The following is a 14,691-nucleotide window of genomic DNA, read 5'->3' on the forward strand; positions in this document are numbered from 1 at the left end:
TTAAGAAAAAATTAATTGGTATTCTGTACAATAAATAGTTTCTTTGTAGTGTTAAAACAGAGTTTATTATGATGTCATTTAATTACAATAAGTGGAATACAATATTAGGTTGGACAGCATTTACCGTTGCATTAATTACCTATACTTTAACCGTAGAACCTACAATGAGTTTTTGGGATTGCGGAGAATATATAGCCACTGCTGCCAAACTTGAAGTAGGACACCCTCCTGGTGCACCTTTATTTCAAATGATAGGTGCTTTTTTTGCTATGTTTGCCGCTAGTAAAGAACACATTGCACTGATGGTTAACATGACTTCTGTATTTTCGAGTGCCTTTACTATTTTATTTATGTATTGGTCATTAACAAAAATCATCAAAAAAATTGCTACACATAAAACAGAATGGAATGATAATATAGGTAAAATAACTTTAGGCGCATCCTTAATAGCTGCTCTTTCTTATACCTTTACAGATAGTTTTTGGTACAACGCTTCTGAAGCCGAAGTATATGCTATGGCATCTTTATTCATTGCCATTTTATTTTGGCTAGGCTTAAAATGGGAAGAAAACATAGAAAACGAACGAGGCAATAAGTGGTTAATCTTAATTTCACTAGTCATTGGCCTTTCATTTGGGGTTCATTTCATGGCTCTTTTAACTATTCCGTCAATTGGGCTGTTATACTACTTTAAAAAACACAAAAACATTACCGTAAAGGGTTTTATTATTGCAAACGTTGTAATTGTTGCTATTCTATTATTCATTTTTAAATTATTATTACCTTACACATTGGCCTTTTTTGCAAAAACAGAGATTTTCATGGTAAACAAAATTGGATTACCTTTTAACTCTGGAACTATTTTTGCTTTTTTACTAATTATTGGTTTTTTCTATTTTGGCTTAAATTATACTAAGAAAAAAGGACTCACTTCATACAACACCTTATTGCTTTGTACTTTATTTGTACTTATAGGATTTTCAACTTGGATTATGCTGCCTATTAGAGCAAATTCGAACATTAATATTAATGAAAACAAACCAAGTGATGCTGCTGAAGTATTAGCCTACTACAACAGAGAACAATATGGCGAACAAAAACTATTTTATGGTTCTCAATATTCGGTTATGTTTTCTGGATTAGACAAAGAAAATCCATATCAAGACGATAAGCCTAATTATGAAAGAGATTCCAAAACAGGTAAATATATTATTACGAATAATTTTAAGAATGCTAAACAAAATTATGACGGAGCACACAACACCATTTTACCAAGAATGTGGAGTGAAGAGCATGCTAAAAATTATATGATATTTACTAAACCTCTTGAGTTTAGAATTGACCCAGAAGCTTTTGTTGATGAAGAAACAGGGGAAATGAATGAAGAACAAATGGGGCAAATGACCGAAATTGCATCTGATTTTAGAAAAGCTTATAGTGAAAAAAAGGTGGACTTAGACGGCTATCTGGAGTTTTTAAAAACGTATGGTGATTATTTGATTGTAGAAAAACCGACAATTTCAGATAATCTTCAGTTTATGTTTGAATATCAATTTGGCTACATGTATTTCCGTTATTTAATGTGGAATTTTGTAGGAAGACAAAATGATTTACAAGGTAACTATGAAAGTTTGGAAGGAAATTGGCTGAGTGGAATTCCATTTGTTGACAACTGGCTACTAGACAATCAAAATGAACTGACTAGTGATATGAAAAATAATAAAGGAAGAAACACCTATTTCTTTTTACCATTAATTTTAGGCCTAATTGGAATGTATTTTCATGCAAAACACGAATGGAAATCGTTTTATGTTTTGCTTGTATTATTCTTATTCACAGGATTAGCCTTAAAAATTTATTTGAACGAAAGACCTTTTGAACCAAGAGAACGAGATTATGCTCTAGTAGGTTCGTTCTATGTATTTGCTATGTGGATAGGTGTAGGCGTGTATGCTATTTATCAATATGTATTGAAGTATATTTCGCCAAGAGTTGCTCTACCGGCCGTATTAGCCGCAACACTTCTTGCTTCTCCAATTTTGTTAGCTTCAGAAAATTGGGATGATCATGATCGTTCTGGAAAATATACAGCTGTAGCTATGGCAAAAGCATATCTCGATTCTTGTGATAAAAATGCTATTTTATTTACAATTGGAGACAATGACACTTTCCCTCTATGGTATTTACAAGAAATTGAAGGATATAGAACAGATGTTAGAATTGTAAACACTAGCTTGTTAGCAACAGACTGGTATATAGATGAAATGAAAATGAAGTCAAATGCATCTGAACCTTTACCTATTTCTTTTGAACATAGTGATTATGTAGGAGACAAACGTAATTATTCACTATTTATTGAAAAAACAAAAGATACTATTGATTTAAATTTAATGTTAGATTTCTTAAAGGATGATCGATCTAAAAGAGAAATGAATAATGGTCAATTTGTACATTATTACCCAAGTGACAATATTAAAGTAAAAGTTGACAAGAACACTATTATTAAAAACAAAGTTGTTTCTTCAAAATACTACAAAGACATTGTACCAGAAATTAAAATGAGATTAAAAGGTGGGGCATTATATAAAAACAGATTAATGATGCTGGACATTTTCAATCAAAATAACTGGAAACGTCCTATTTACTTCTCTCCAGGAAGTTTTGGTGCTGATGACTATATTTGGATGAAAGAATACCTGCAATTAGACGGCATGGTCTATAAACTAGTACCTATAAAAACTCCTATTAATGAAGAAAACCCTTATGAGTTAGGTTACATCGATTCTGACAAAATGTATAACAATGTAATGCGTTGGGAATGGGGTAATTCGGGTAGTTCAAAGATTTATCACGACCCAGAAACTCGTAAAAATGCGCTTTCTTACAGAGGCAACCTATCTCGATTAATGGAAGTGTTAATTGAAGAAAAGAAATTTGACAAAGCGCAAAAAATCATCAATATAGCGATGAAGAATTTGCCTATTGATTATTTTGAATACTATACTACAGTAGAACCATTTGCTGAAGGCTATTACAAAATGGGCAAAACAGCCGAGGCAAGAAATATATTAAATCAATTGATTAAAAAGCGTCAAGAAAAAATCAAATTCTTTAAATCGCAAAGCGAAAAACAAAAAATATTCTATAAAATGGATATTTACAGAGAAATTGAATTGTACAGATCTTTGTTGATGTTAGCTAAAGAAAATAATGATATTGAATATTACAATCAAGAGCGCATAAAGTTTAATAGTTATAACGAATTGATGGGCAACTATAAACGTGAAAACGAATAATAAAAAAGGGCTGCTTTATAAAGCAGCCCTTTTTTTATAAATAAACAATAAAACATTCAGCTACAACACAATGTGGTAGCCATAATTTATTGAATCTATACGATTATATTAAGAAGATTGTTCTTGAATAAGTGTAATTAAAGTATTGGCATCAAACTCACCACTTTGCCTCCATACCATTTGACCGTTTTTATAGATCATAAAAGTAGGTAACCCTTTAATTCTTAATGCTTCGGCTAATTCCTTATTCTTGTCCACATCAATTTTAATGACTCTTGCTTTGTCTCCCATTGCCGCAGCAACGTGACGAATTGTTTCATTCATTGATATAGACTGCTCGTGCCATTCTGTAAAAAAATCAATTAATACAGGTACTTGAGCATCGATAAGTTCTCCAAATTTTGACATAAATTGAAGTATTTAATGAACAAATGTATATAAATTTTTATATAATTTGAGTACAAAGGTATATTTTTTACTAATTTATACCGTTTTTTTAGATTTTTTTAACTCAATTACAGTAATTTCTGGCATTATTCCTACTCTTCCTGGGTAAGCATGAAAGCCAAAACCTCTATTTACATAAATATATTTTCCTGTATTTTCATATAATCCTGCCCATTGTTTGTAAATATATTGAACCGGACTCCACTTAAATATACCCGGAATCTCAATTCCGAATTGTAAACCATGGGTATGACCTGACAATGTCAAGTGATAATGATTGGGGTCGTTTTTTACTTCATATTCCCAATGACTAGGATCATGACTCATTAATATTTTAAAATCTGAAGGCTGTAATCCTGCCGAAGCTTTCTTTAAATCTCCCGCTTTTTTAAATTTTACCCCCCAATTTTCAACACCTACTAAAGCTAATTCACTCGTTCCTTTTTTAATTTTTACATGCTCATTCATTAACAATTTGAAATCAATTTGACGATGTAAATCTTTAATTTCTTCAAAATTCTTAGCTTTTTCTTCTTCAGAATTCCATTGAATGTATTCTCCGTAATCATGATTACCTAAAACCGAATATTTTCCTAAAACAGGCTGATGGATGTTCTTGAAAATCGCTATCCAAGGATGCATTTCTTTTGCATGTGTATTTACTATATCACCAGTAAACAAAACCAAATCTGATTGTTGTGCATTAATTAAATCAATAGCATACTTAATTTTTTCGGCATTATCAAAACTACCACTATGAATATCTGAAATTTGTGTGAGGGTTGTACCATCAAAATCTGCTGGTAAATCATCAAAAAATAAGGTTTGTTTGATTACTTTGAAATTATATTTACCAATGGTCATCCCATATAACAAGGAAAAAAAAGGTATAGCTGCAATTCCTAAAGCTATTTTACTCACAAACGTTCGTCTAGAATGTAAAAAAGACCCTGAATTTTCATCAACAAAATAATTTACGGCTCCTTCAAAAACTCTAAAAACGTCTTCTGTTACTAAAATTAACGTAACCAATATTTTTGGAATATAAACCAATAAAAACAGACCAATAGTAAACAAAGTAAATTTGGTTTGTCCAACGCTTCTATCAAATGATGAAAATGCAAAAAGTAAATATAAAATGAATAAAATAGAAATAATGATATAAAACAACATAATCCACTTATTTCTAGACAGTGTTTTTACGACCTGATAGGAATAAATTTCGATAAGGATTAACAATATAATGGGAATGATACCTCGCATAATTTTATTTTTATGCAAAGTAAATCATTATTTAATTTAGAAATATAAACTTAAGTTAATATTTTGTTTTGTTTAAACTATTTTATTATTTTTGTTTTGTACTAAATTTCGTCGTTTTATGAAAAAAATATTGTTAATTTGTTTACTTACAGGATTATTTAGCTTTGCGCAAGACGTGTATCAATACAAATCGGGTGGAAGAATTTTTGAAAATGAAAGAAAATTACATCGAGATGATATTGAAAATTATTTTGGTCACAGAAAGGACATCATGAAAGAATACAATGCAGGAAAAACCAAAAAAACGGTAGGAAATATTCTTTTTTATAGTGGAACAACTATTTTTTTATGTAAATTTTTTTCAGAATCACTTTTTCCTAAAAAACCAACTTTTGTCCAAACATTTTATGGCCCTCAAAGTGTTTCAGATTTACCAAAAAACAACACACTTTTATATGTTGGAGGTGCAATGGCAATAATAGCCATTCCCATAAAAATAGGCTATTCAAAAAGAATAAAAAACGCGGTTCATTTAATGAATCAAGAATTACTAAATCAAAAGAAAGAACAATCTTATAATATCGAATATAATATTATTGGAAATTCAAATGGAGTTGGTATAAAAATGACATTTTAATTATTTGCTTATTTAAAATTAGAAAAAAGTGGCATTAAGCCACTTTTTTTGTGTTCTATCTTTGCTTTAAAAATTTAATATCTTAAATGAACTAAATAATATTTAGAGTACTCCTTATTTTTAATCAAAGAATTGTATTTTTACATCTTCATACATTCAAAACACATGTCACAAAAAAGATTATTTCTACTCGATGCGTATGCCTTAATTTTTAGAGGATATTATGCTTTTATAAAAAATCCACGAATCAACTCAAAAGGAATGGATACTTCTGCCATTATAGGGTTCATGAACTCATTAATGGATGTCATAAAAAGAGAAAAACCAGATCATTTAGCCGTTGCATTTGATAAAGGAGGAAGTAACTATCGTTTAGAAATGTTTACCGACTATAAAGCAAATCGTGATGAGACACCTGAAGCGATAAAAATTGCAGTGCCTTACATTCAAGAACTGCTTAAAGCAATGCATATTCCCATTATTGAAAAAGCAGGTTTTGAAGCTGATGATTTAATTGGCACGCTTGCAAAACAAGCAGAAAAACAAGGATACAAAGTTTTTATGGTAACGCCCGATAAAGATTTTGGACAACTGGTGTCCGAAAACATTTTCATGTATCGCCCAGCAAGAATGGGTAACGATATTGAAATTTGGGGTGTTGAAGAAGTAAAAGCAAAATTTGAGATAGAACACCCGCTGCAAGTGATTGATTTTTTAGGCATGATGGGTGATGCTGTGGATAATATACCGGGATTACCAGGTGTAGGTGAAAAAACTGCAAAAAAATTATTAGCTGAATTTGGTTCGATGGAAAATCTATTAGCCAATACAGACAAACTAAAAGGAGCGCTTAAAGAAAAAATTGAAGCCAATAAAGAAAAAGGTATTTTGTCAAAAAAACTAGCTACTATATTGCTCGATTGTCCAGTAACCTTTGACGAAGTAGATTATGAATTGTCTAAACCTGATGTTGAAAAAACAGATGTTCTTTTTCAAGAATTGGAATTCCGTCAAATGAAAGCGCAATTTGATAAATTATTTGGTACGGGGAAAGAATATGACGAAATTGATAATTCGGCACTAACATCAACAAATATTGAAGAGGAAAAAATAAAGAAAGTTGCTCCAAAAAAAACAAATGAAAGTCAAATGGATTTGTTCGGATTTTCTGAAGACGAATCTAATGAAAATAGCGCTAATTCCTACTATGCAACTTTAGAAAATACAACTCATTTTTACCAAATTGTACAAGGTGAAATGCCTACTCAACTATTTGTTCAAAATTTGCTACAACAACAATCTGTTTGTTTTGACACAGAAACAACAGGCTTAGATGCGCTAAATGCCACATTAGTAGGTATGTCTTTTTCTTGGGAAAAAGGAAAAGGTTATTATGTGCCTTTTCCCGAAAATCAAGAAGAAACATTGATTTTACTTCAAAAATTTAAACCTTTTTTTGAAAGTGAGTCAATTGAAAAAATTGGACAAAATATCAAATATGATTTAAAGGTTTTACACAACTATGGTATCGTGGTAAAAGGTCCTCTTTTTGACACGATGATAGCGCATTATTTGATTAATCCAGACATGCGACACAATATGGATGTTTTAGCAGAAACCTATTTAAAGTATTCTCCAAAATCAATAGAAACATTAATTGGTAAAAAAGGTAAAGGGCAAAAATCAATGCGAGATGTGTCACTAGAAGACATCAAAGAATATGCCGCTGAAGATGCAGATGTTACCTTGCAATTAAAGGAACATTTTCAACCTATTTTAGAAAAAGTGGGGACAAAAAAATTATTTGACAAAATTGAAATCCCATTAGTGCAAGTGTTAGCAGATATGGAACAAGAAGGCGTTCAACTCGATGTCTCTTTTTTACAAGCATTATCTACTGAGATGCAAATTGAAATTTCAAATTTAGAACAAAAAATATACGAAACAGCGGGTGAAAAATTTAATTTAGCTTCACCAAAACAACTTGGAGATATTTTATTTGACAAATTAAAAATTGGCGGCACAAAACAGAAAAAAACAAAAACAGGTCAATATGCAACGGGCGAAGAAGTGTTAAGTTATTTAGTTAACGAACACCAAATTGTAAAAGATATTTTAGAATGGCGTCAATTAATTAAACTGAAAAGTACTTATGTAGACGCTTTGCCAAATCAGGTTAATCCAAAAACAAATAGAGTGCATACAGATTATATGCAAGCTGTTGCTGCTACAGGCCGCTTGAGTTCTAATAATCCTAATTTGCAAAACATTCCGATTCGTTCAGAAAGAGGAAGACAGATTAGAAAAGCATTTGTTGCAAGAGACGAAAATTATGTATTGCTTTCTGCCGATTATTCCCAAATTGAATTGCGCATTATTGCAGCTCTTTCAGGCGAAGAAAATATGATAAAAGCATTTCAAAACAATGAAGATATTCACAGAAGTACCGCCGCAAAAGTATTTAATGTGCCATTAGAAGACGTAACAACAGCACAAAGAAGTCATGCAAAAACAGTGAATTTTGGTATTATTTATGGTGTTTCTGCTTTTGGTTTAAGTAATCAAACTAATTTATCCCGTAAAGAAAGTGCAGATTTGATTGAGGCCTATTATCAAACCTACCCAAAGTTAAAAGCTTACATGGCTAATCAAGTAAATTTTGCTAGAGAAAATGGCTATGTAGAAACTATTTCTGGCAGAAGACGTTATTTAAAAGACATTAATTCGGCTAATGCTATTGTAAAAGGTGGTGCGGAGCGAAATGCAGTCAACGCACCTATTCAAGGAAGTGCGGCAGATATTATTAAAATAGCAATGATTCATATTCATCAAAAATTAAGTGCTGAAAAATGGCAATCAAAAATGTTATTACAAGTACATGATGAACTCGTTTTTGATGCGCATATTACCGAATTAGAGCAATTAAAAACTATGATAAAACATGAAATGGAAAATGCGTTTAAACTAGATGTTCCACTTGAAGTTGAAATAGGAATAGGAAAAAATTGGTTAGAAGCACATTAGTGAAAAACTTCCTTTTTGGGTAAAAAAAAGCAACAATGTTAATATATTTAATTATTTATATATATTTGACGACCAGAAATAACTATTATAATGTCAATATTATCAAAAAATAAAATTGAACAAATCAAAGCAGTTACAAACAGCCAATATTTAGATATCATTGGGCTAATTGTAGTGCTTGCAGGTTCGTTTTCATTAGGTTATCATACTACGGAAGTACCTATTACAATATATGACTCTACTTATCTTTTCCCCTTAGGCTCTATATCAATACTAAATGTTAGTTTTTCATTAATTGGAAATAGACTTGTAACTAAAAAGAATAATTTAGGCAATTTTATTGCCACAGTAAATACATTTATTAGTGGTTTTATAGATTATTTATTAGGAAATGTAGGAGCTATATTAACCTACCCTGTTTCTTTTATTAGTAATTACTTAGTATTTAGGGCTTGGAAAAAAAGTCAAGTTTTGCGCTCTGTAGATTTTATTTTTTACAGAAATATCATTTTAGGATTTTTACTTTCTTTTATACTAAACTACATTGCGTTTACTTTTCTTTCTTCAAAACCCATAAACTGGCAATTATTTTTTGCCATCTCCATTCCTGCAGGAATAACATTTGGAGGTACTTTTAATACGGCAAGAATGTATCCTGACAATTGGTTCATGTGGCAATTTTATAACATTACAAAAATTGTTCAGAATGTTTTACAAATGAATTGGGCTAATGTGTTTAAATATGGTTTTTACTTTATAAATGCCGTTTTAGGTTACATTACTTGGAAAGACGATAAAAAAATTATGGATAAAAACGACTATTAATTTTTTATATATAGAAAATGAAAAATTTCATTAGTGCTTTACTCTTATTCCTTTCCTCACTTGCTATTGGACAACAAGACGCACGATATGCAAAAATTGATAGCTTACTTACCTATTTGAATAAAAATAATAAATTTATGGGTGCCTTAACCATAAGAGAAGGCGATAATGTTTTTTTCAACAAAGGGTATGGTTTTGCAGATGTATCAAAAAATAGAGAAGCCTCTCGTTTAACAAAATACAAAATTGGTTCTGTCACAAAAACATTTACCGCGGTTATTGTACTACAATTAATAGAAGAAAAAAAACTTTCTCTACAAACTAAGCTGAATCGTTTTTATCCAAAAATTAAAAACGCAGAAAAAATTACGATTTCTGATTTACTTTACCAACGCACGGGGATTATCGATTATATCAATGCAGATTCTACTATGGTAAAAAAAGTATTTGAAGTAAATACTAAAAAAGATATGCTAGCGCGTATTGCTTCTTATGAGCCTTTATTTGAACCGGGAAGCAAATTTGAATATAGTAATTCTAATTATTATTTATTGGGTTGTATTATTGAAGAAGTTACTAAAAAACCCTATGCTGACAATTTAAATGAACGTATAGTTTCTAAAATAAATTTAAAAAACACCTATTATAAAGCCAGTAAAATTGAGACTTCTTTTAACGAGAGTTATTCCTATATATTTGATGGAACAAAATGGGAAGAAATACCAGAATGGGACAACAATATGGCTTTTGCTGCGGGTGCTATTACTTCTACTCCTGCAGATTTAACTCGTTTCATGAGGGCTTTATTTAAAGATGAACTTATCTCTAAAAAAAGTCTGGATGTAATGAAAACACTAAAAGATTCATATGGTATGGCTTTAGTTCAATTTCCTTTTGGTCAAAGAAAATTTTATGGCCATACAGGAGGAATTGAAAACTTTAGAGCTGTAGTAGGTTATAATCCTGAAGACGAACTTGGAATTTCATTAATTGTAAATGGAGACAATTTCAATAGAAATGAAATTATGATTGGGATATTGAGCATTTACTATAAAGTACCTTATCCTTTCCCTACGTTTGCTAAAATTGACCCCAATCAACTTGTAAAATATACAGGAAATTACAGTTCAAAAGAAATCCCATTAAAAATTGTAGTAGCTGAAAAAAATGGCGAATTAACTGCTCAAGCTACAGGACAACCTTCTTTTCCGTTGACGTATGTAAAAGATACTGTTTTTGTATTTCAAACTGCAGGGATAGAAATCACATTCACCGAAAATGGCTTTATTTTAAAACAAGGCGGTGCCAAATTTACCTATACTAAAGATTAACCTATGAGGTATTATATTATTGCAGGAGAAGCTTCGGGCGATTTGCATGGTTCAAATTTGATGAAAGCCTTATTTAAAAAAGATGCAAATGCAACGATACGATTTTGGGGCGGTGATTTAATGCAACAAACGGGAGGAACATTAGTAAAACATTATAGAGATTTAGCTTTTATGGGCTTTGCTGAAGTTATTTTAAATTTAAAAACGATTTTAAATAACATAAAAATTTGTAAAGCCGATATTCTCAAATTTAATCCAGATGTTATTATTTATATCGATTATCCTGGATTTAATATGCGAATTGCAAAATGGGCAAAGCAAAAAGGATTTCAAAATCATTATTATATTTCGCCACAAATCTGGGCATGGAAAGAAAATAGAATTCACGCCATTAAAAAAGATGTGGACCAAATGTATGTCATACTGCCTTTTGAAAAAGATTTTTACGAAAAAAAACACCATTATCCTGTTCACTTTGTAGGACATCCATTAATTGACGCCATTGCAAACAAGAACAAAATTAATTTTGACCATTTTATTGCCGAAAATCAACTAGAAAACAAACCTATTATTGCCTTGTTGCCAGGAAGTAGAAAACAGGAAATTGCTAAAATGCTTTCTATCATGCTCTCGGTTGTGAATGATTTTCCTGAATACCAATTTGTAATTGCAGGTGCACCAAGTCAAGAATTTGAATTTTACAAACAATTTTTAACCACTAAAAATGTAAAATTTATTTCTAATAAAACATACGATTTATTACAAGTTGCACAAGCTGCTTTAGTTACATCTGGAACAGCGACTTTAGAAACAGCTCTGTTTAAAATACCCCAAGTAGTGTGTTATAAAGGAAGTTGGATTTCGTACCAAATTGCAAAACGAATTATTACACTTAAATTCATTTCTCTTGTCAACTTAATCATGGATAAAGAAGTGGTTAAAGAACTTATTCAAGATGAATTGAACACGCAAAATCTAACAATAGAATTACATAAAATATTGAAAGGTACCAATCGTAATCAGATACTAAAAGAATACGATGCCCTTGAGAAAAAATTAGGCGGACAAGGCGCAAGTGAAAAAACAGCACAACTTATTGTTAATTTTGTAAAAAAATAGCTATATTAGGTTCAAATTTTTGAGCCGTGAAAACAACCTACTTTACAGAAGAAGGCTTCAACTTGGTTAGAAATTTAGTCTGTTACTCCCCTAAACTTTCTAAAAGGAAAACACAAAAAGCCTTACAACAGTTATTTAGTTTAATAACCTTAGTAACTTATACAAGTCATTATTATAGGCCGAAAAGAAATTTAATTATTACCTGAAATTCTAACCTTAAACTTGAATTCTAATTGATTACAATTTCTTTTTGATGCGATTTATAAAATTACCTATAATTCCCATACTCATCGTCTTTGTGTGTGGCATACTCGTTGAAACATATAGTTCCATGACTTCTTTTGTTGCGTTTGTGGGCGCAAGTAGTAGCATTATAATTTTATGTGTTAGTTATATTTATCATATAAAAAAACATAAAAATTCCATTTTTTTTGGCATACCTATTTATTTAGTTTTCTTTTTTTTAGGTATCGTTTCTAAAAAAGAATCGAATCAATTGGAACATGAATCACACTTTTCTAAGCAACTTACACCGTCTTCAAACCTTTTAAAAGGTTGTATAGTAGAACGTGTAAAACCATCTGCTTATTACACTAAATATGTTGTAGAAATTGAACAAACAAATGGTTATGAGACTATTGGAAAATTACTTGTTTTTGCGCCTAAAAAGAACTCACATCACCTTACAATTGGAACAAAAATTACAATTAAAGGAAAACCTATCTTTATTGAACCCGTCTATAATCCTTATCAGTTTGATTATACGAACTACTTAAATAATCAAAATATTTATCATTCGTTAGCGCTAAAAGAAAACGCTAAAATTGAACTTCAAAAAGCTAAAAATTGGAGATACTTTATATTTAAAATAAAAGAAACGTTATTAGAACAATTAAAAACTTATAAGCTAAAAGAAGATGATTACAATTTAATAGCCGCTCTAGTCTTTGGAGAACGAACCACGCTGTCAGCTGAGGTAACAAAAAATTATACCCAAACAGGGGTCATACATATTTTAGCTATCTCCGGTTTACACATTGCATTGTTTTACTCCATTATTCTAGGATTTTTAAACCCACTAAAGAAATACAAAAAAGGAAAACTTATTATTTTTTATTGCAGTTTACTTATACTATGGGGCTATGCCTTGCTTACAGGTTTATCTGCATCTATACTTCGTGCTGTAGTAGTATTTAGTTTAATTGCTTACGGAAGATTAAAAAATAGATCCATTAATATGGGGAATATTTTAGCCACCTCAGCCTTTATCATTCTACTATATAACCCTAATTATCTTTTTGATATTGGATTTCAACTAAGCTATGCCGCAGTGCTTTCTTTGGTATTCTTTCAACCTATTATTTCAAAATTATCCTATTCTAAATATATAATTCTATTAAAAACAAAGCAAATATTACTTGTGACCTTAGTAGCTCAATTGGGCGTTTTACCTTTGAGTTTATACTATTTTGGTCAATTTCCACTCCTTTTTTTGGTGACTAATTTAATTGTTATTCCGCTTTCAAGTGCACTTTTACTTATTGGATTGTGTTTAGTACCCATTAGTTTTTTACCCGATACAATTCGTATTTTTTTTGGCACCATTATATCTTTCCTAATTAAATTAATGAATGGTTTTACGGCTTGGATTTGCCAATTTGATGTGTTTATTATCAAAAATATTGCTTTTCATGAAATACTTGTCATTGCAGCTTACCTGCTTATTTGTTCTGTATATATTTTTACAATAGAAACAACTAAAACAAAATTCAAATGGGTACTGATCTGTGTTTTTATTTTTCAAATGAGTTATATCTATCTATTTTATTATACTAATCCTGAAAACGAATTTGTAATTTTCAATACGTACAAAAACTCGTTAGTGGCTTTGAAAAATAACAAAGAAGTACAATTCTTAACGAACAATAAAAAATCAACCGAACAAACCGCTACAGATTACATACGAAAAAATTTCATTCAAAAAGCCTCTTTTATACCTTTAGAAAATACGCTTTACTACAAATATAAAATTCTTTGTATAGATAGCTCGGGAGTATATAAAACCTCTATTGAACCTGAACTTGTTTTGCTCACACAATCACCTAAAATAAATTTAGACCGTCTAATTGAACAACTTCATCCTAAAGAAATAATAGCGGATGGTTCAAATTATGCATCCTACGTAAAAAAATGGAAACAAACATGTATAAAACAAAAAATCCCTTTTCATGCAACTGCCGAAAAGGGATTGTATAGTATCAGATAATTTTATTGCTTATTTTTCATAATTTGATTAGCGCTTTCTAACCAAACTGTAGGTCCACCAGCTATATATCCTTGACTGCCAAAATTATTGAGATTTACTTTATTATCGGTTGTTTTCGTTGGCGTTACAAAATAAAGTGTTGGAAATCCTCTTACTTGAAGCATTTGCATCAATTGTTGGTTTTGCGCTTTTAAATTTGCATCTTGAGGCGTATTTCTTGGAAAGTCTAATTCTACTAAAACAACATTTTCTGTTGCCCATTTAGCAAATTCCGCTGTCTTTAATACTTCTTTTTGTAAACGAATGCACCACCCGCACCAATCAGAACCGGTAAAAAACAACAATAATGGTTTTTTCTCTTTGATGGCTATATCGGCTGCCTTACTTACATCTGTATGCCATGTCAATTCTTGTGCCTGACTGCACACAGAAAACAGGATAAAAAACAATAAAAATAACGATTTTTTCATTTTCTTATTTTTG

General features: G+C 30.6%; 10 protein-coding genes. 7 read left to right on the plus strand and 3 right to left on the minus strand.

Annotation, left to right across the window (positions count from 1 at the left end):
• The first annotated feature begins 68 nt into the window (after positions 1 to 68).
• Positions 69 to 3,296: a glycosyltransferase family 117 protein gene (locus RF683_RS09290; protein WP_309532009.1), complete on the plus strand. Its 3,228-nt coding sequence runs from the start codon at positions 69 to 71 to the stop codon at positions 3,294 to 3,296.
• 108 nt (positions 3,297 to 3,404) lie between these two features.
• On the opposite strand, the gene RF683_RS09295 is transcribed toward RF683_RS09290, so the two are convergent.
• Both RF683_RS09295 and RF683_RS09300 read right to left on the minus strand, forming a co-directional pair.
• Positions 3,405 to 3,704, minus strand: coding sequence for a thioredoxin family protein (locus RF683_RS09295; RefSeq protein ID WP_298659628.1), 300 nt, complete (start codon positions 3,702 to 3,704; stop codon positions 3,405 to 3,407).
• Positions 3,705 to 3,779: 75 nt separating this feature from the next.
• Positions 3,780 to 5,006, minus strand: a complete 1,227-nt coding sequence (locus RF683_RS09300; protein WP_309532010.1) for a metallophosphoesterase — start codon at positions 5,004 to 5,006, stop codon at positions 3,780 to 3,782.
• A gap of 118 nt (positions 5,007 to 5,124) precedes the next feature.
• On the opposite strand from RF683_RS09300, the gene RF683_RS09305 reads away from it, so the two are divergent.
• The 6 genes from RF683_RS09305 (at position 5,125) to RF683_RS09330 (ending at position 14,208) form a co-directional block, all read left to right on the plus strand.
• On the plus strand, positions 5,125 to 5,643 hold the full coding sequence (locus RF683_RS09305) for a hypothetical protein (RefSeq protein WP_309532011.1): 519 nt from the start codon (positions 5,125 to 5,127) through the stop codon (positions 5,641 to 5,643).
• 165 nt (positions 5,644 to 5,808) lie between these two features.
• Positions 5,809 to 8,667, plus strand: coding sequence for a DNA polymerase I (gene polA / locus RF683_RS09310; RefSeq protein ID WP_309532012.1), 2,859 nt, complete (start codon positions 5,809 to 5,811; stop codon positions 8,665 to 8,667).
• Between the two features lie 90 nt (positions 8,668 to 8,757).
• Positions 8,758 to 9,492: a nicotinamide mononucleotide transporter family protein gene (locus RF683_RS09315; RefSeq protein WP_309532013.1), complete on the plus strand. Its 735-nt coding sequence runs from the start codon at positions 8,758 to 8,760 to the stop codon at positions 9,490 to 9,492.
• A gap of 17 nt (positions 9,493 to 9,509) precedes the next feature.
• Positions 9,510 to 10,823, plus strand: coding sequence for a serine hydrolase domain-containing protein (locus RF683_RS09320; protein WP_309532014.1), 1,314 nt, complete (start codon positions 9,510 to 9,512; stop codon positions 10,821 to 10,823).
• Between the two features lie 3 nt (positions 10,824 to 10,826).
• Complete coding sequence (gene lpxB, locus RF683_RS09325; protein ID WP_309532015.1) at positions 10,827 to 11,942, plus strand: lipid-A-disaccharide synthase; 1,116 nt, start codon at positions 10,827 to 10,829, stop codon at positions 11,940 to 11,942.
• 253 nt (positions 11,943 to 12,195) lie between these two features.
• Positions 12,196 to 14,208 carry a ComEC/Rec2 family competence protein gene (locus RF683_RS09330; RefSeq protein WP_309532016.1) on the plus strand — a complete coding sequence of 671 codons (2,013 nt, stop codon included), beginning with the start codon at positions 12,196 to 12,198 and terminating at the stop codon, positions 14,206 to 14,208.
• A gap of 2 nt (positions 14,209 to 14,210) precedes the next feature.
• On the opposite strand, the gene RF683_RS09335 is transcribed toward RF683_RS09330, so the two are convergent.
• Positions 14,211 to 14,678 carry a thioredoxin family protein gene (locus tag RF683_RS09335; protein WP_309532017.1) on the minus strand — a complete coding sequence of 156 codons (468 nt, stop codon included), beginning with the start codon at positions 14,676 to 14,678 and terminating at the stop codon, positions 14,211 to 14,213.
• Between the last annotated feature and the right edge of the window lie 13 nt (positions 14,679 to 14,691).

The sequence above is a fragment of the Flavobacterium sp. 20NA77.7 genome, from assembly GCF_031326205.1.
Taxonomy (GTDB): Bacteria; Bacteroidota; Bacteroidia; order Flavobacteriales; family Flavobacteriaceae; genus Flavobacterium; species Flavobacterium nakdongensis.